The organism is Clostridium sp. (genome assembly GCF_036643715.1).
Classification (GTDB): domain Bacteria; phylum Bacillota; class Clostridia; order Clostridiales; family Clostridiaceae; genus Clostridium.
On record NZ_JAVXRL010000018.1, the window covers coordinates 1 to 18,481 of the forward strand.

Below are 18,481 nucleotides of genomic sequence, written 5' to 3' on the forward strand. Positions count from 1 at the left end.
GGTTTCCTTTTTCATCAACAGCTAGACATCTATCTGCATCTCCATCAAAAGCAAATCCCATTTGGCATCCTTTTTTAACTACATAGTCCATTAATTCTTCTGGGTGTGTTGAACCACACTTCTCATTTATATTAGTTCCATCTGGATTATCATTTATTACGTATACTTCAGCGCCTAAATCTCTAAAAGCTTCAACAGCTGCTTTATGAGCTGATCCATTAGCACAGTCTAAAGCAATTTTTACTCCTTCAAGATTTGATGCTATTGTATTTTTAGCAAATTCAATATAATCATCTAAAGCAGCAACTTCAACTCTTTCTCTTCCAAGTGCTACTCCTGTTGGACTTGGAACTCCAATAAATCCATTTTCTATAGTACTTTGGATTTGATCTTCTAACTCATCTGAAAGTTTATATCCTTTATTATTGAAGAACTTAATACCATTGTACTCTACAGGATTATGTGATGCTGAAATCATTACTCCTGCGTCTGCTCCATATTCTCTTGTTAAATGAGCTACTGCTGGTGTTGGTATTACTCCTAAAACAACGGCCTCTGCTCCAACTGATAATATTCCAGCTACTAATGCAGCTTCTAACATATCACCTGACAGTCTTGTATCTTTCGCTACTAATATTTTTGGTTTGTGAGCTCCCTCTGTTAATACGTAAGCTCCTGCTCTTCCAAGATTATATGCAAGTTCTGCTGTAAGCTCAGTATTAGCTACTCCTCTTACTCCGTCAGTTCCAAACATTCTACCCATAAAATTTTACCTCTTTCTTTTCATTTAAGTTTACATTTAAACCTTTAACTTTTTCATCTAATATATAGTATAATATTTTCTCTAATCATTGACAACTATTTCAGAATCTATCCTATCTAAAACAGTGTTGTAGCCATCACTACCGTAATTTAAGCATCTATTCACTCTACTAATTGTAGCTGTGCTTGCTCCTGTAATTTCTGCAATTTCTGTATATGTCTTTTTGCTCTTTAAAAGTTTCGCAACATGTATTCTTTGTGCTAATGCTTTAACCTCTGTTATAGTCGCAACATCTTCAAAAAACTTATAACATTCCTCTCTGTTTTCTAATGCTAGTATTGCATCAAAAAACAAATCCATGTCTTTGCTCTTTATCTTTGAATCCATAAGTTACTCTCCACCTTTCATCTTAAGTTTTATTATACCATCTCATTTCACTAATTCATAACGTTAATATATAGAAGACACTCTATTCATCTTCAAATACTTCTTCTTTTAAACTATCTTTATCATTTACTGACCTCATCTTATCATAAACAACTTTTGTTGGGACAAGCCATACATCTCCAGTGCCTCGATAAACATTAAGTAAACCTTCTCCACTTGTCGCACTACCTATCATAGTTGTTGCTGACTTCTCTACTGAGAATTCAATATCACCAGTTCTAAGTATGGCAAAGCTTCCATCTACTTTTAATACATCCTCATTTAGCTTACATTTAAATATTTCCTCTTCTGGCACTGGAATTTCTAAAGCTACTATTCCTGTTCCATATATTTTTGTTTGGAATATACCTTCATTACCAAATATCATAGATGATATAGTCTTTTGACCTGAATGTGTTACTTCTACTCCATCTTCACATGCTAAAAACATTCCGTCATCAACTATTATTCTATCATCTTCAAGCTCAATTAAGGCATAATGTTTAAATGAAGGCTCTAAAAATATTTCCCCTCTACCTTCATAGCTTGGCTTAAACATTTCCTCTCCAGTTAACTTGCTTGAAATAAACTTCTTAGACATTCCAATAACACCATTAAGTTTATTTACAATCTTTATATCGCCTTTCATATAACTTAAAGCGCCACTTTCTATTTTGACTTTACTTTCATCTAAAATTATTCTAATTTGTTTAAGCTTTACTCCAGCTTTCTTCATAATATTTAAATCAAATGCTGTATCTATATCTGTAGCTCCATTTAACTTATCAAATTCTAATACTTGAAATCTTGAATCATTTGTCATTTGAGCTAACATTGTTAATGTGTTTTCAAACTTTAAACTTGTCCTCATTTTCTATTGCCTCCGATCATTCTTTTATAAAAAAAGAGATATATCTAAATTATAGACATATCTCCCTATATTATTCAACAATCAACAGGTTAGTTATAATTAAATAATAAATTAATATTCTTTAGCTTTTTCTTCTCCGTTTAATACTCTAATAGCACCTTGTGCTAATGCAAGTAATTCATCTTCTCCTGGGTAAGTCTTAACTTCTGAAATCCATCCTACTCTTTTTGTTATGTCCCCTACAACTTTATCTGAGTAAGCCATTCCTCCTGTTAAGATTATCCTATCAACTTTTCCTTCTAGTACAGTTGACATAGCTCCAATTTCTTTTGCAACTTGGTATATGAATGCATCATAAATTAATTGAGCTTCTACATTTCCTTCTTCTGATAATTTTAAAACATCTCTAAAATCATTTGTATCAAGGTATGAAACACATCCACCCTTACCTACAAGTTTGCTATATATTTCTTGTTCTGTATACTTATTGCTAAAGCACATTTTAACTAAATCACCAGCTGGTACTCCACCTGCTCTTTCTGGTGAGAATGGTCCATCTCCATCTAGTGCATTGTTTACATCTATGACTTTACCTTTCTTGTGAGCTCCAACTGAAACTCCACCGCCCATGTGAGTTACAATAAGGTTTAAGTTTTCATATCCTTTTCCACTTTCTTTACCAAATCTCTTAGCTACAGCCTTTTGGTTAAGTGCATGGAATTTACTCTTTCTTGGAAGTTCTGGAACACCAGAAATTCTAGCAACTTGTTCTAATTCATCAACAACAACTGGATCTACTATAAATGATGGAACATTTAATTCATTTCCGATTTCTCTAGCTAATATTCCACCTAAGTTTGAAGCATGTTGTCCTTGTACTCCTTCTTTTAAGTCACTTACTAAGCTATCTGTTACTTCATAAGTTCCTCCTGGAATTGGCTTAAGCATCCCACCTCTGCCAACAACAGCATTTAAAGTTTTAATATCAAAATTCTTTTCTGCTAATACTTTTAAAATAACATCTTTTCTAAAAGCTAGTTGATCAACTATTGTAGCATATTTAGCTATTTCATCTGATGAGTGTCTTAAAGTTTCCTCTAAAATTTCTCTCTCATCTTCATAAACTCCAATTTTTGTTGAAGTTGAACCTGGGTTTATTATTAATAATTTGTATGACATAAACTTAATTCCCTCCTAAATATATTACTTTAATGATTCAGCAACTAAAGCTGCTAAAGCTATTGAATTTACTTTTGTTTGGAATGAGTCCGCTCTTGAAGTTAATATAACTGGTGCTGATGTACCTACTAGTAATCCACCATTTTGTGTGTTTGATGTGTAAGTTAAGCATTTATACATAACATTTGCAGTTTCTATGTTTGGAAGCATTATTATATCGGCTTTTCCTGCAACTGGTCCTGTTATTCCTTTGTGGTGTGCTGCTTCTTCTGAAAGAGCATTATCAAGTGCTAGAGGTCCGTCAACTACACATCCTTTGATTTGGCCTCTATCATTCATTTTTGATAATAATGAAGCATCTAAAGTAGCTGGCATATCTGGGTTTACAACTTCAACTGCACAAACTGGAGCTACTTTTGGTATAGCTAATCCACAAGCATGTGCTACAGCTACTGAATTCTCTATAATTTGCTTTTTAGCTTTTAAATCTGGGTATGTGTTAAATGCTGCATCTGTTAAGTATATTAATCTGTCTATTCCTTCGATTTCAAAAACAGCAACGTGTGACATAAGTTTTCCTGTTCTTAATCCTATTTCTTTGTTTAATACGCTTCTTAAGAAAGTTGCAGTGTCTACTAAACCTTTCATAACCATATCAGCTTTTCCACTTGAAACAAGTTGAACTGCAAATAAAGCTGCTTTTCTAACATCTTTTTCATGCATTATTTCGTATCCTGATAAATCCATTCCGATTTTATCTGCTAATTTCTTTATTTCATGTTTATCTCCAACTAGTATAGCGTCTGCTATTCCTTGCTCTTTTGCTGACTTTACTGCTTCTAATACTGGCTCATCTTGAGCTACAGCGACAGCTACTTTTTTTGGTTCAATCTCTTTGACCTTTGATAATAAATCATCAAAATTTCTACTCATTTTCAACGCACCTCTTTAATTTTTATTTAAAAACCACTACTTTTTTAACACATTCAGTATTAATGGCATTTTTTATCGTTAATTTTATAACAATTTCATTATGTCTATTGTATCAGAAAATTTATTTAAAAAGCAAATTGTCAGAAAATTTATATAAAAAAAAGTGGCATTAAGCCACTTAATTTTTTTTGTACTCTTCCATTATTCTCTCAGCAACCTTTATTCCGTCTACTGAAGCTGAAATTATTCCACCTGCAAAGCCTGCACCCTCTCCAGTTGGATAAAGTCCTTTAACATTTACACTTTGTAATCTTTCGTCTCTTGGCATTCTAACTGGAGCTGAAGTTCTAGTTTCAATTCCCGTTAAAACCGCATCTGACATATCGTAACCTTTAATTTTTTTACCGAATACAGGTATACCTTCTTTTAAAGTTTCCACTACAACATCTGGAAGACATTCTTTAAGTTCTTTAAACTCATATCCTGGTTCATATGTTGGCATTACTCTTCCAAACTCTGTTGACATCTTATCCTTTAAGAAGTCTCCTACAAGTTGAACTGGTGCTTTATAATTTCCACCACCTAAGTTAAATGCAAGACTTTCATAATATCTTTGGAATTCCATACCTGCTAGAGGATGCTCCCCATTAAAATCATCTGGTCCTACTGTTACAACTAATGCTGAGTTTGCATTTACTAAGTCTCTTGCATGATAACTCATTCCATTTGAAACTAATCTTCCTTCTTCTGATGCAGCACCAACTACAACACCACCAGGGCACATACAGAATGAATACACTCCCCTATTCATCTTTTCACTTTGATAAGCTAATCTATAATCAGCTGCATGTAATCTTTTATGATCTTTATACTTACCATACTGACTTTCGTTAATTATTTCTTGTGGATGCTCTATTCTAACACCTATAGCAAATGCCTTTTGCTCCATAGATACTCCTTCTTCATATAACATTTCGTAAGTATCTCTTGAGCTATGTCCTATTGCTAGTATTAAAACACTACATGGTATTTCACGTCCATTAACAACAATTTTTGTTAATCTACCATCCTCTTTTATTATCTTCTCAAGCTTTGAATTAAAGTGTACTTCTCCGCCTAAAGATTTTATATCTTCTCTTATATTTCTAACAACATTTTTTAATATATCAGTTCCAACGTGAGGCTTGCCAACGTAAGTTATTTCTTCTGGCGCTCCACTTTTTACAAGCTCTTCTAATACGAATGCACATCTTTTATCTTTAATTCTAGTAGTAAGCTTTCCATCTGAAAAAGCTCCTGCACCACCTTCACCAAATTGTACATTAGAATTAATATTTAATTCCCCAGTTTCCCAAAACTTTTCCACAGTTTTAGTTCTATTGTCAACATCCTCTCCTCTTTCAAAGACAATTGGTTTATAACCATGCTTTGCTAAAGTTAGTGCTGCAAATAATCCTGAAGGCCCAAGCCCTATAACAACTGGTCTACTTTTTAATTCAGTATCACCATATATAAAGTCTTCTTTTTTTAAATTTTCTTCTAATTTAATGTTGTTATCTTTAACTCTACTTACTATAAGTTTCTCATTTTCACAATTAACATCAACGCAATAATTAAATTTAATATTATCTTTCTTTCTTGCATCAATACTCTCTTTTATTATTTTTAATGAACTTATATGTTCCTCTTTTATATTAAGCTTCTTTGCCGCTTTATTTTTTAAAGTATCTTTATCATCTTCTATACCTAGAATAATGTTATTTATTCTTATTGTCATATAATTTTTACTCCTACGTAGCCTTATTGGCATCATTATTTGAATCTTTTACTGTTGTCTTTTTAGTTAATGTAAATTTGATATTACCTACATTTGATATAGTTACTTTTGCATTACTATTAACTATATCAATAGTAGCATTACCATCAAATGTGCCGCCTTCCTTATACTTGCTTATATCAAGCTTGCAAGCGAAGTTAGCATTGGTTAAACTATCAACATCTTGCTTACTACCTTCAATAGTGAAACTAACATTTTTTGTTTCACTTGATAATTCTAAAGAACTATCAAGCCCTGTGTAAGTTACAGGTATTGTCATCTTCTTTGTTATTTTATTAGTCTGATCTTGATTGTTATTATTATTATTTTCTTCTTTTTCTTTTTGTACTTCTAATTTAACTGTTACTGTATTATCACCAGCTACTAAACTAACTCCATCTGGAACAATTATTTTAACCTTCTTCTCAGTACTACTTGTTAAAGTAGATAAATCTATCTCTTCTGTCTGTAATGAAGTAATATTTTTTAATGTATCATCACTTCCAACAATTTGAACACTTTGCTTTGATAAAGTTGTATTTAATAACTTATATCCTTGTGGAATGCTTCCAACTGTATTTGCTGTTATTGTAACTGACTTTCCATTGTTTACCCCAATACTTATTACACCTTTGTTTTTACTTAATGTAACACCTTTTACTATTTTGCCATCAGCATCTAATGGTTCAAAGGGAAACTCCTTAGTTACACTACTATTAACATCCTCTAAGTTCCCGACTAAAGCTACTGTTGCTACCTTATCAACTGCACTTTTAGGTCCAGATACTGAAACTTTTTCTGATGTGAATTGTTCCTTCTCTTTATAAGCACCTTGTGCATATGTTACATTTACATTAGACGTAGTATTAACTTCCTTTGTTATTAACTTTTCTAACTTAACCTCTATTGTTAAATTACTATTGTTTCTTATATTTACTTGCTCTGGATAATTAATTACATTAACTGGGATGTTATTAACTCCACTTTTTAACGCATATTCTCCAAGGTCTGCAGTTAAATCAAATTGATCTTTAGATACAGAGTATACATACTTTATATCTCCTTCAAGCTTTAAGTCTACAGCAAAGCTTTGATCTGGTGATAAAGCAAGTCCGTATGCTTTTAAACTTTCAGTATTTAAAACTTTAACTGGTACACCTTTTAATGTATATGTTCTTATTGAGTTTTGAACATTAGAAACATAAAGCCATAGAATAAAGGATAGTAATAAACATACTAATTTTATACCTATTGTTTGTTTTTTATTCCTTTTATCCATGATTTCACCCTCTCACCAGCTGATTTTACTTTTTTATTTTCTTTACTTTGCATTATGCTAAGTAATGTCTTTTTCAACTTTTCTTTATCATAGTTTCTAGTAAGTCTTCCTCCAATTGCTAAAGATATAACACCTGTTTCTTCTGAAACTATTATTACTAAAGCATCTGAGTTTTCTGAAAGTCCAATACCAGCTCTATGTCTAGTTCCAAGTTTTTTGTTTATATTATTATTATTTGTTAGTGGTAATACACATCCTGAAGCATATATTCTGTCTTGTCTTATTATTGTAGCTCCATCATGCAGTGGTGTATTTACAACAAATATATTCTCTAAAAGGGCAGAACTTATAACTGCATCTATTATAGTTCCTGATGCTAAAACTTCTCCTAGCCCAGTTCCTTGTTCTATAGCTATTAAAGCACCTGTTTTTGTTTCTGCTAAATTTTCTACTGCAATTACTATTTCATCAACAACTACTTCTCTTTGCTTAACATCTCCTATATTGTGACTCTCATCGAATGCACTTCTACCTAAATGTTCAAGCGCTCTTCTAATTTCTGGTTGGAATATAATAACTACTGAAAGCACACCTATTGTTAATGTCTTATTTAATATAAAATAAAGCATATCTAACCTTAGAATATAACTTATTGGAATTAACGCGACAATAAGAAGTATTCCTTTTAAAAGTTGTTCTGCTCTAGTTTCTTTTATAAGCATATACCCTTTATAAAAAATATATGAAACAACTAAAATATCTACTATTGACCAAACAGATATATGTTTAATCGAATTTAGCGCTCCAATGAAAAAATCTTGCATCAGTCTCACCTCTCTTAATATCATTTCTTTCTAAATTATACACCAAATAATCAAAGCTTAATATAATAGAAAACTACTTTTTACTATTTTTAATAATATTTTAAAACCTTTCTTAATATAATCTATAGATTACTATATTTAGATTATGAAAAGGAGGAATATTGCATGGAAAAGTATAACGAAATTTTAAATAAAATCAAATGTAAAATTAAATCTAATAAGAAGTTGTTTAGTGCTACCTTAGCAATTATCACAATTCCATTAATACTGCTTATTATAACCAAAATTATGCCATCTAGTATAAATCTTAGACATATTAATAAATTTTCTAAAGAAATTTCTTCAATAAACTTATATTTAGCTAATTGTATTTCTAAAGAAAGTGTTGACCCAGAGCAGTCTAAAAAAACTCTTACTGATAACATTACTAAACTTAAAGATGTACAATCTAAATTAAGTGCATTAGAAGTATCTTCTAATGCCTCTAATACTAAAGCTTTACTTGATGAAACACTTACAAATAATATATCGATATGCGAAAAAGCAATGTCTTTATATAATAACGCTTCAACTTCTGAGCTTAGTTCTAAACTTAAAGATTATAACGTGAATTTAGAAGCTATTAAATCATTAAATAAAGATTTAAATGCATTAGGTGTTAAAAGTGTAACTTCTAAAGATAGCTTAGAGTTTTTTGAAAAAACTTATAAATATTTTGATACATTAATTCAAATTAATATTATGAAAGATATTAATAGCGAAAAGAATTCAGCATACATTTTAGCAATAGATAAAATGGTATCTAACTTCAAAGAAATAGACGAAGATTTAAAGCCTGCTTTTAATGATATTATTAAAAATAACAGAGACATACATGTCCTAATTTCGGATATTTCGAATAAAAAATCTACTTTTGAGAATATTAAAAATGATTTCTATTCACTGAGCATCCCTGAAGAAGGTAATGAACTTAACTCAAACTTACTTCAAACAATAAACCTTTATGATATTTATATAAATTCAATGAATGATGCTCTAGATAGTTATATTACTGACTCTAACAACAATGTAAACTTTGAGAATTCGTTTTCTAAACATGCTGATTTTATTACCTCATTAAACAATTTATGTAACAAATTAGAAAGTTTTAAAAGAAAATAGTATATAAAGATTCCTTTTGGCAATACTAAAAGTTAACTGGGTTGTAAAAAGGAGGTTTTTATGAAAAAATTTTTCAGTATATTCTTACTATCTATGTTTTTCTTATCATCAATAACAGCAGAGGCATCTGTTCTTACTATATTTGATTATATTAATGCCACTGAAACAAAAGTTGATGATACTAAAAACAAAGAAAAAGATAAAGATAAAGTGAGCGTAGAAAAGCATACATCTAAGGCAACATCAGCCACTAATAAAGAAAATTCAAAAAATGATATAGAGGTATTTAATCAAAAAGGTTCATCACTTAAAATAACTAAAGCCGACATAGACTTAATGGCAAAATTAGTTTACTGTGAAAGCAGAGGGGAACCCTTTGAAGGAAAAATTGCAGTAGCATCAGTTGTTTTAAACAGAGTTATGAACCCTAAGTTCCCTAATACAATTAATGATGTAATATTTCAAAAGAATGCATTCTCATGTGTTCAAAATGGAAAGATAGTAGCCCAGCCAAATAAATCTTGTTATGATGCTGTTTATGAAGCAATTAGAGGAAAAGATCCTACTAATGAAGCTTTATTTTTCTATAATCCAGAAATAGCAACTTGCTCTTGGATGAAGTCAACATCAAAAAAAGATAGTAAAACAATTGGAAATCATACGTTTTTTAAACAATAAATTAAAGCCTTCCTGCAAAATGCAGGAAGGCTTTATAAATTCTACTTTAAGTTAATTACTGTAGCCTTAGGTCTTGACATTGCTTCAATTGAATATTGAACACCTTGTGTTCCCATACCTGAAGCTTTAACTCCTAAGAATGGGAAGTGATCAGGTCCTCTTTCAGTCTTATTATTCACTTGAACTGTACCAACTTCTAATTTATTAGCTATATTAAATGCTTTATTTATATCTTTAGTAAATACTGATGATTGAAGTCCATATTCAGACTCATTAGCAATTCTTACTGCTTCATCTGCATCTTTAACTCTTATAATAGGTAGTACTGGTCCGAATGGTTCTTCCCAAGCTATTCTCATATCTTCTGTTACATTATCAAATAATGTTGGCATTATAGTGTTTCCTTCTCTATTTCCACCAAGTAAAAGTTTAGCTCCTTTATCTACAGCTTCTTTTATTAATCCATCAACAAAATCACAAGCTTTAGTACTTATAAGTGGTCCAACTACATAATCTCCTTCTAATGGATTACCAACAGTTACATTTTTCATTTCTTTCATTACTTTTGATACTAATTCATCAGCAACGCTATCTAAAACAAGAACTCTCTTTACTGCTGTACATCTTTGTCCTGAATAAGAAAATGCTCCTGCAACTATATTTTTAGCAGCCAATTCTAAATCAGCATCTTCTAAAACTATTGCAGCATCTTTTCCACCAAGTTCCATTAATAGTGGTTTCATTTCTGTTATTCTTGAAATTCTCTTTCCAACTTCACTACTTCCTGTAAAGTTTACGAAATCTATATCTTTATGAGTTACAACGTAATCTCCAATTTCGCTTCCTCTTCCTGTAATAGTATTTAAAACCCCATTTGGTATTCCTGATTCATTAAATGCTTTCGCTAAATAAAGAGCTGAAATACTACCTTGAGTAGCTGGCTTAAATACTACTGTATTTCCAGACATAAGTGCTGGTGCTATTTTTGAAGCAGCTAAGTTTACTGGATAATTAAATGGTGATATCGCAAGTACAACTCCAAGTGGTTCTCTTGTCACTATTGATATTTTATCATTTTTAAATCCTGGGAAAGAATCTCCTGGTATTGATTCACCTTTAATATTTTCTGCAGTATCTGCTGTAAATCTTATTAAGTCAGCTGTTCGTTTTATTTCAGACATAGCACTCTTTTTATCTTTACCAATTTCAATAGTCATAACTTTAGCCATTTCTTCTATTCTTTCTTCTAATAGATCAGCCACGTTATGTAATAACCTTGACTTTTGATTTGTTGGTACTTCTCTCCACTTTATTTGAGCTTCCTTTGCAACTTTTATTACATCATCTACTTCTTCCTTACTCATAGGATGAACTACTCCAACTAATGATTCATCTATTGGTGATAATATTTTAATTCCATTTTCATCACCTTTATTTACGAAGCTACCATTTATTAAGTTACCATAAATAGCAACGCCATTTTTTTCTTCTTTGAACATATATAAGTCCTCCTTATAAATTAATAAATCCTCTATCTTTATAATCTATATATTTCTATACTTTTATTCTAAAATTTCAATTTAGTTTATGATATTATATATTAATTAATATTCATTATTAATATCATACCACTATAGGAAATTTTTAAAACCCCTTTACAACAATATTAACTTTTTATTAATAAATAATTATTATCATTTAAATAGTAAAAAAAATAAAGAAACTTTATTTTTTTATTTTTTTCTCTATTCCTTCTCTAAGATATTCAAGATAGTCTGTATTTGCTCCATTTTCTTTTAGCCAATTAATTTTTTCTTTAGCCTTCTCTATCGAATTTTTAGCTTCTCTAAAATCCTTTTGCTTTATGCATATACTAGTGTACTCTAAAAAGTAATCCGCTTTCATAACATCTTTAGCTAAGTCTTCTCTATCCTCATTTACTAAATCTAAAATAACATTATAAACTTTAGGTGAAGATTTTTCCCTTGCTCTATATAAAAAGTCATTATTTTTACTTGTTTTCTTTGCCATAATTTAATCTCCTTTAAACATCATATTTATTATATTTTATACTTTTCTACGAAAAAAAAAAGTGGCAAAACCACTTTTTTTAAAATTTAAACTAAATATTTTGATGCAACTACTTTAAATTCTTCCTTATTATCCTTATACCAGTCTTCGAATTTTAAATCAGCCTTCTCTAAAACTTTATATAAATCATATACAAAGTTTGGAACTTCTTCATCAACAATATCTCCATAAATCTCTGCAAGCTTTGTGTCTAGAACTTCGTAGCTTCCATTAACATTTAATTCAAAGCATTTTCTTGGAGCATCGTTAACTCTCTTTGATTTTCCTGCTAATCCTATTGAACCAATTTCATGAACTCCACAAGAGTTTTGACAACCTGAAATGTGTAGCATTGGTAAAAGGTCCTTTTCTACATTTTCACTTGAAAGTTTATCTAAAATACTTGTTAATAGCTCTTGGCTATTTGCTAATCCCATTTGACATATTGGAACACCGATACATGAAACAGATTGCATTACTTTAATTTCACCACCACGTCCTTGTGTTAGTTCAATCATTCTTTCTGCTTCTTTACCATTAAGATTTCTCATATAGAAACCTTCTGTCATAGTAAATCTAAAGTCTATGTCTTCCATATCCTCTATAGCCTTTAAAATTTCGTTTAAGTCAGTTAACTTAAGCTTTCCACCAAATGGATGGAAGTAAACACTATAAAGACCTTCTTGCTTTTGTTCTACTAATCTTGAATGTTTAAACTCTGTTACTATTCCACTCTTATTAATTCTATTTTCTTTTACATCTATTTTTAAGTCAGCTTCTCCTAAAACTTCATTTAAATGTTTCTTGTAACATTTAACGAATTCTTCAGCTCCCATTCTTTCAACTATATATCTTATACGAGCCTTATTCTTGTTTTGATAATCACCTTCAGCCATGAATAATCTTACCATAGCTTCAAAGTGGTATATACAATCTTCTGGCTTTATAAGCTCATCATATTCTACTCCAAGTCTTGGGTTTCTACCAAGACCTCCACCTAAATAAACTTTAAAGAATCTTTCACCATCTTTTTCTACAGCTAAAAATCCTAAATCAGTTACTGTTGCATGTGGTGCATCTTCATTATCTATTGCCATAGCAACTTTAATTTTTCTAGGTAACTTATAAGTATAAACTCTTTCCATAATGTATGCATTTAAAGCTTTAGCATATGGTGTTATATCAAATGCTTCTTCCTTGCAAGTCCCTGAAAGTGGTGATATTGCAACATTTCTTGGGAAGTTTCCACCTGAACCTCTTGTATATATTCCGTAATCTAATGCTTCTTCCATTAAGTCACAAACTTCATCAATACTTAACCCATGTAATTGAATCGCTTGTCTTGTTGTTGGATGTATCCAATCTAAGTTATATCTATTTGCCCATTCATATATTTTATTCATATCTTCTTTTGATGCCATACCTGATGGAGTTTTTAATCTTATCATGAACTCTTGTCCACCTCTATGTGCATATACACCCATTCCCCCAGATATTCCTTTAAACTTTGCAACATTTAATTCTTTATTTAAGAACTTATGTCCATTTTCTCTAAATTCTTGTATCTCATCTCTTAGTATCTCTTTTAAATCTTTCATTAACATTCACCTCGTTTATAATTCTACTATTAAAAATTTATAAGGTAAAAGAAGATTTCTTTATAACACATATAAGTATATACCTATATGACTACTAATATATCTTATAAAGAATCTCTAATTACTTTCTTTTGATTTATACATAAAAATCAAAATTGTAATAGCTATACAACATAATATTATGAAAATTATTCCGAGTAAACTAAACATATTAAACCCATAATTTATAATATCCATTGATTTCATACTTTCAAATGGCGAAAAAGCCTTTAATATTCTAACTTTAGGTGATAACCTTGAAGCCATACCTAAAATGTAAGTATAAATTCCAATTCCAATTGTTATTGATATAGAAACTACATCATCCTTCGTAATTGAACATATAATAAATCCTACACTCATAAATAATATTCCAATTACAATTAATCCAATTATTAAATATAATTCCTTTAATAATACATATTCTAATGCTGAATTTATATCTGTAACTAAAATAAGTGTCATAAATGTTATCATTCCTATTATTATACAATATGCTATATATTTTTCTAAATTTGCTATTACCTTTACTTTAATAAAGCTTTTGTATTCTGATGTTTTTAAATATTCTCCTCTTATATTAGAAGTGGCACCAAGGATTCCTCCATATACTGCACCTATTATATATAAATAGTTAAATATATATCCTAAATAAGTAGTTAAGCTAACGTAATTTATCGCTTTATTTATATTTAAAAAGTTATTAGCACCTTGCGATGATATTCTAGGTATACTAACTACACCTTTAAGATCTTTTCCTATAACATAATAAATGGCTAAAAACATAATTACTATTAAAGAACTACATCCGCTCCATATTAGAACTGATTTTATATCTTTAGATACTTCCTCTTCTATTGAGTTCATAAGAATTTTCTCCTTAAACTATTTATATTTTTTGTAAGTATATTCAAATTATAGGTACAAAAAATAGACAAGATTTTAATCCAGTATAAACTTTAAGTGAATAATTTAGGATACTAAATCATTTTTAGTATCCCCATTCATTCAATATTTTATATTAAATTCTGTAATCTTTTCTTTTATAAACAACTAACGTCATTCCAATACATACTGCTATTATGCCAATCATTGCTAATAAGTACCCCTCATTAAATCCATTTTTCATAATCTGTGCTGGTATTAAATTATCATAGGGTGATACATATTTTAAAAATTCTACATTATCATTTAATTTTGATAATATACCAATAAAATAGGTTCCAAAAAATAATCCTAGTGCTATCGGTGTTGCAGACTTTGCACTTTTAATTACAGTTGATATTAAAAATCCTACACTCATGAAAAATACTCCTAATAGGAAAAAGGCAATAAGTACTAACTTAACATCTATTAATGTCTCTAACTTATCAACACCATCTGGTATAAATAATAGTATACATATAACTGAAGCAATACTAATTATCATAGAAAATATGAAAAAACTAATTATATTAGATATTATTTTCATTGAAGCAATTTTACTTCTTGATACTGGTTTTGAATATAGAAACTCTATAGTACCATCGCTTTCTTCACTTATAAGTGAATTGGCACCAAGTATACCCCCATATATAGCTGAAACCATTAATATATATTGAAATGAGTATGCAAAATATTCTCCTATGTCTGCAAAATTTGCCATTTCATTTATATTAAATATTTCTAGCATACTTTTAGGAAGAGTATCCATCTTAGTATTTACTATATCCATCATGGCGCTATTTTTCATAGAAGGATATATGCTCATAAATAGTATTACTATAAGAGAACTTACAATACTCCACATAAGTAATGATTTAAAGTTTCTCTTTATCTCAACTTTTATTATATTCATTACTTTTCACCTTCTTTATAATAATTTAAGAATGTATCCATTAAATCCTCTTCGCTTATTTCTATATCTTCTATCTCAAACTTTGATAAGTTAGTTATAAGTTTATTAATATTTCCTTTATACGAAAATGTAAATTTACCATTCTCTTCACTTAATATTTCTCCATTTATATTTTCTATATCTTGTTTTTTAATATTTTCGCCTTTTATTACTATTCTTTTCTTCTTCTTTTCCTTTAGTGAATTTATATCTTGAATATCTACAATTTCTCCTTCTTTTATTATTACTGCCTTATGACAATAATTTTGAACTTCGGTTAAATTATGACTTGATAGAAAAATTGTTGTTCCTTTTTTATTTTCTTCTAATAGTATTTCAAATAATTTCTTCTGTATTAATGGGTCTAGTCCATTTGTTGGCTCATCTAATATTATAAGTTTTGGTGAATTTATTAAAGCTTGTACTATTGCTACTTTTTTCTTATTCCCTAAAGATAATTCGCCCATCTTTTTATTTTCTTCAATATCTAACTTCTGACATAAGTTAGATATCCTGTCTTTATCCACATTTTCATAAAAGCTTTCCCCATACTTTATAATATCTTTAACTTTCATATCATCGTAAAATCTTACTTCACTAGGTACATAACCTGTAAATTCTTTTATCTTCTTAGAATCTTTAACACAATCTAATGAAAATATTTCACATTCTCCACTAGTTGGAAATATAAAATTTAAAAGAGCCTTTATCGTTGTTGACTTACCAGCCCCGTTCGGACCTATGAATCCAACAATATCACCCTCTAAAACTTCAAAACTTATGTTATTAACTCCCCGTTTGCTGCCATATTCTTTAGTTAATGAATTTATTTCTATAGCTTTCATATAACAATCCCCCTTTTATATATTAAAAACAAAAATATATCCACAGATTTTATTAATAATACACAGTATATTATTAAAACCTGTGCACATATGTTAATAATTTTATTATATCTTATGTTCAAATGTACCAAATACTTTTGCTTTTCCATCATCCACCATAACTGTTCCAAGTGCTAAAACTTTATCAATTTTAAGTTCTTTATTATCAACAATTACAATATCAGCATCCATTCCCTTTTCAATTTTTCCTTTAGTAATAAGCTTTAAAATATGAGCAACATTTGATGTTATAACTTTAATAGCTGTCTCAATGCTTATTTTTTCTTCTAATATTGATTTTCTAACCTCTTCATAAAGAGATTCTACACTACAGATGCCAAGTCCTTTAAGTTTTCCACCATCATCAAACATAGGCATACTTCCATTTCCGTCTGATGTGAATGTTATTTGCTCTATTGGTACCCCTTTATCTAATGAATATTTAAGTGCTTTTGATGCTATTAATTCCCCTTTTTCTAAATGATCTGGATCTGAACTTGTTGTTAAGTCAATATATCCTCCTCTTTTAGTCCACTCAATTCCAGCATCTAAAAGTTCATTTGTCCTACACATATGAGTTGGTAGAAGTTGTGCTGCTGGTATTTCTGATTCATCTAATAACTCAAATAAGTAGTTAAGCCTTCTAGCTCCTCCACCTAAATGAACATTAACAACTCCTGATTTATTTGAAAGTAAGCCACCAACTCTTGACTGTGCAACTAAATTTATAAATTGCTCTACAGTTGGCTGTGAACTTCTATTATCTGATAATGCAATTTCACCAACTCCAATTACTTCTTCAACTAACATAAGATCACCTTTAATGCTATCAGTCATAGTCTTTACTGGAACTTCATAAGAACCTGTATAACAATATGCTGTTATCCCCTCTTCTTTTAAACCTTTAACTTTAGCAACAAGTCCTCTCATATCACGACATACTCCATCCGTTCCAATACATCCAACAACTGTTGTTATACCTGATTTAGTAATAGTGCTTAGTTGTAATTCTGGTGTTCTAGTTTTAAATCCGCCCTCTCCACCTCCACCTGTAAGATGTACGTGGGCATCTATAAATCCTGGAAAAGCGATTTTGCCACTTCCATCTATAATCTCTATGTTCACAAAATTATTTGGAACTTCAATATTTTCATAAATTCCTTCTATCTTATCTTTAACAATTACTATATCTTTGATTCCAACATGTTCAGGTGAATATATTTCTATGTTCTTTATTATTTTGATCATTTAAACATCTCCTCTAATACATTGTTATATTTATTATTACCTATAATATAATAAAAAAACAGAACAAAAAAAAGAAGTCATCTCATAACAAACTATTGTTAGAAAATCCTTAAATTATTTTAGGATTTTCTTATAGTTATGAGACAACCTCTTTTAGCACATTAAAATGGTTACGTAAACTGATCTCTATATTACTTACAATATTTAATATAATCTAATTCGTTTGAAATAGCTATATTATAAATATATGAATTTGATACTTCATCTAAGAATTTTTCTTTTAAAACATCACTTAGTTCAATATTATTAAGCTTTGTGTAGTATTCCATAATGAAATCTTTTCTTCCTTCATCTTCGTTAAGAGCTTCATATTGATAGTAATTTAAAGCATTATAATCCACTTTATATACATTTTCTAATATTTTGTATATTGTTCTACCACCAAATAAATCAGCTAAATATCTAGAATATGCATGAGCTACTAATAATTCTGGATTACTTCTTCCAACTTCATTTAGCTTGTCTACATATGCTTTTGTTGAAGCTAATAACTTCATTGAGTTCATCTTTTCTCCAAGCAAAATCTTTAAATCTTTGTATATCGCTTCTGAACGATATACATCTATTGTCGCAAATTCTTTTACTGAAGGATTATCAGAGTATTTCTCTAAATTAAATTCTATTGTCTTATATATTTCATATAAGTTAAATAAATACTCTGAGTATCCTTCAACAGATGCATTTCCATCTACTAATCTTTTTAAAAACCATGTATTTTCTGCTACATCATGTAAGTTCTGACTATTTACTTTTATATTTTTCATAAATGTATTCAT

Annotated in this window: 17 protein-coding genes and 1 pseudogene; 2 read left to right on the forward strand and 16 right to left on the reverse strand. The window is 29.6% G+C overall.

Features of this window, described 5'->3' with window-relative positions:
• The 8 genes and pseudogenes from RSF37_RS06930 to cdaA form a co-directional block, all read right to left on the reverse strand.
• Nucleotides 1–763: pseudogene (locus RSF37_RS06930) on the reverse strand (phosphoglucosamine mutase); the annotation flags it as partial.
• Between the two features lie 81 nt (nucleotides 764–844).
• Nucleotides 845–1,150 (reverse strand): YerC/YecD family TrpR-related protein, encoded by a 306-nt coding sequence (locus tag RSF37_RS06935; RefSeq protein WP_332563679.1) that lies wholly within the window; start codon nucleotides 1,148–1,150, stop codon nucleotides 845–847.
• 82 nt (nucleotides 1,151–1,232) lie between these two features.
• On the reverse strand, nucleotides 1,233–2,060 hold the full coding sequence (locus tag RSF37_RS06940; protein WP_332563680.1) for an AIM24 family protein: 828 nt from the start codon (nucleotides 2,058–2,060) through the stop codon (nucleotides 1,233–1,235).
• 111 nt (nucleotides 2,061–2,171) lie between these two features.
• A complete protein-coding gene (gene buk, locus RSF37_RS06945) occupies nucleotides 2,172–3,239 on the reverse strand; it encodes a butyrate kinase (protein ID WP_332563681.1) in 1,068 nt (355 codons plus the stop codon).
• Between the two features lie 24 nt (nucleotides 3,240–3,263).
• Nucleotides 3,264–4,172, reverse strand: a complete 909-nt coding sequence (gene ptb / locus RSF37_RS06950; protein WP_332563682.1) for a phosphate butyryltransferase — start codon at nucleotides 4,170–4,172, stop codon at nucleotides 3,264–3,266.
• A gap of 178 nt (nucleotides 4,173–4,350) precedes the next feature.
• A complete protein-coding gene (locus RSF37_RS06955; protein WP_332563683.1) occupies nucleotides 4,351–5,949 on the reverse strand; it encodes an NAD(P)/FAD-dependent oxidoreductase in 1,599 nt (532 codons plus the stop codon).
• 13 nt (nucleotides 5,950–5,962) lie between these two features.
• Nucleotides 5,963–7,267, reverse strand: a complete 1,305-nt coding sequence (locus RSF37_RS06960) for a CdaR family protein (protein WP_332563684.1) — start codon at nucleotides 7,265–7,267, stop codon at nucleotides 5,963–5,965.
• A complete protein-coding gene (gene cdaA / locus RSF37_RS06965; RefSeq protein WP_332563685.1) occupies nucleotides 7,237–8,091 on the reverse strand; it encodes a diadenylate cyclase CdaA in 855 nt (284 codons plus the stop codon). The genes RSF37_RS06960 and cdaA overlap by 31 nt, the downstream gene beginning before the upstream one ends.
• Nucleotides 8,092–8,256: 165 nt before the next feature.
• On the opposite strand from cdaA, the gene RSF37_RS06970 reads away from it, so the two are divergent.
• Nucleotides 8,257–9,252, forward strand: coding sequence for a hypothetical protein (locus RSF37_RS06970; RefSeq protein WP_332563686.1), 996 nt, complete (start codon nucleotides 8,257–8,259; stop codon nucleotides 9,250–9,252).
• Between the two features lie 60 nt (nucleotides 9,253–9,312).
• Entirely contained in the window at nucleotides 9,313–9,930 is a 618-nt protein-coding gene (locus tag RSF37_RS06975; RefSeq protein WP_332563687.1) for a cell wall hydrolase, read from the forward strand.
• A gap of 41 nt (nucleotides 9,931–9,971) precedes the next feature.
• Here RSF37_RS06975 and RSF37_RS06980 read toward each other — a convergent pair whose 3' ends face one another.
• The 8 genes from RSF37_RS06980 to RSF37_RS07015 all read right to left on the reverse strand — a co-directional run bounded on the left by RSF37_RS06980 (nucleotide 9,972) and on the right by RSF37_RS07015 (nucleotide 18,481).
• Complete coding sequence (locus tag RSF37_RS06980) at nucleotides 9,972–11,429, reverse strand: NADP-dependent glyceraldehyde-3-phosphate dehydrogenase (protein ID WP_332563688.1); 1,458 nt, start codon at nucleotides 11,427–11,429, stop codon at nucleotides 9,972–9,974.
• Nucleotides 11,430–11,655: 226 nt separating this feature from the next.
• The gene (locus RSF37_RS06985) at nucleotides 11,656–11,961 is read right to left on the reverse strand and encodes a hypothetical protein (RefSeq protein WP_332563689.1); all 306 of its coding nucleotides are present in this window, start codon (nucleotides 11,959–11,961) and stop codon (nucleotides 11,656–11,658) included.
• An 86-nt stretch (nucleotides 11,962–12,047) separates the two neighbouring features.
• Entirely contained in the window at nucleotides 12,048–13,598 is a 1,551-nt protein-coding gene (locus RSF37_RS06990) for a nitrite/sulfite reductase (RefSeq protein ID WP_332563690.1), read from the reverse strand.
• A gap of 117 nt (nucleotides 13,599–13,715) precedes the next feature.
• Nucleotides 13,716–14,504: a hypothetical protein gene (locus RSF37_RS06995; RefSeq protein ID WP_332563691.1), complete on the reverse strand. Its 789-nt coding sequence runs from the start codon at nucleotides 14,502–14,504 to the stop codon at nucleotides 13,716–13,718.
• Between the two features lie 154 nt (nucleotides 14,505–14,658).
• Nucleotides 14,659–15,474 carry an ABC transporter permease subunit gene (locus tag RSF37_RS07000; RefSeq protein ID WP_332563692.1) on the reverse strand — a complete coding sequence of 272 codons (816 nt, stop codon included), beginning with the start codon at nucleotides 15,472–15,474 and terminating at the stop codon, nucleotides 14,659–14,661.
• Nucleotides 15,474–16,358: an ABC transporter ATP-binding protein gene (locus tag RSF37_RS07005; protein ID WP_332563693.1), complete on the reverse strand. Its 885-nt coding sequence runs from the start codon at nucleotides 16,356–16,358 to the stop codon at nucleotides 15,474–15,476. The genes RSF37_RS07000 and RSF37_RS07005 overlap by 1 nt, the downstream gene beginning before the upstream one ends.
• Before the next feature lie 105 nt (nucleotides 16,359–16,463).
• Nucleotides 16,464–17,645, reverse strand: coding sequence for a beta-aspartyl-peptidase (gene iadA / locus RSF37_RS07010; protein ID WP_332563694.1), 1,182 nt, complete (start codon nucleotides 17,643–17,645; stop codon nucleotides 16,464–16,466).
• Between the two features lie 191 nt (nucleotides 17,646–17,836).
• Nucleotides 17,837–18,481, reverse strand: coding sequence for a biliverdin-producing heme oxygenase (locus RSF37_RS07015; protein WP_332563695.1), 645 nt, complete (start codon nucleotides 18,479–18,481; stop codon nucleotides 17,837–17,839).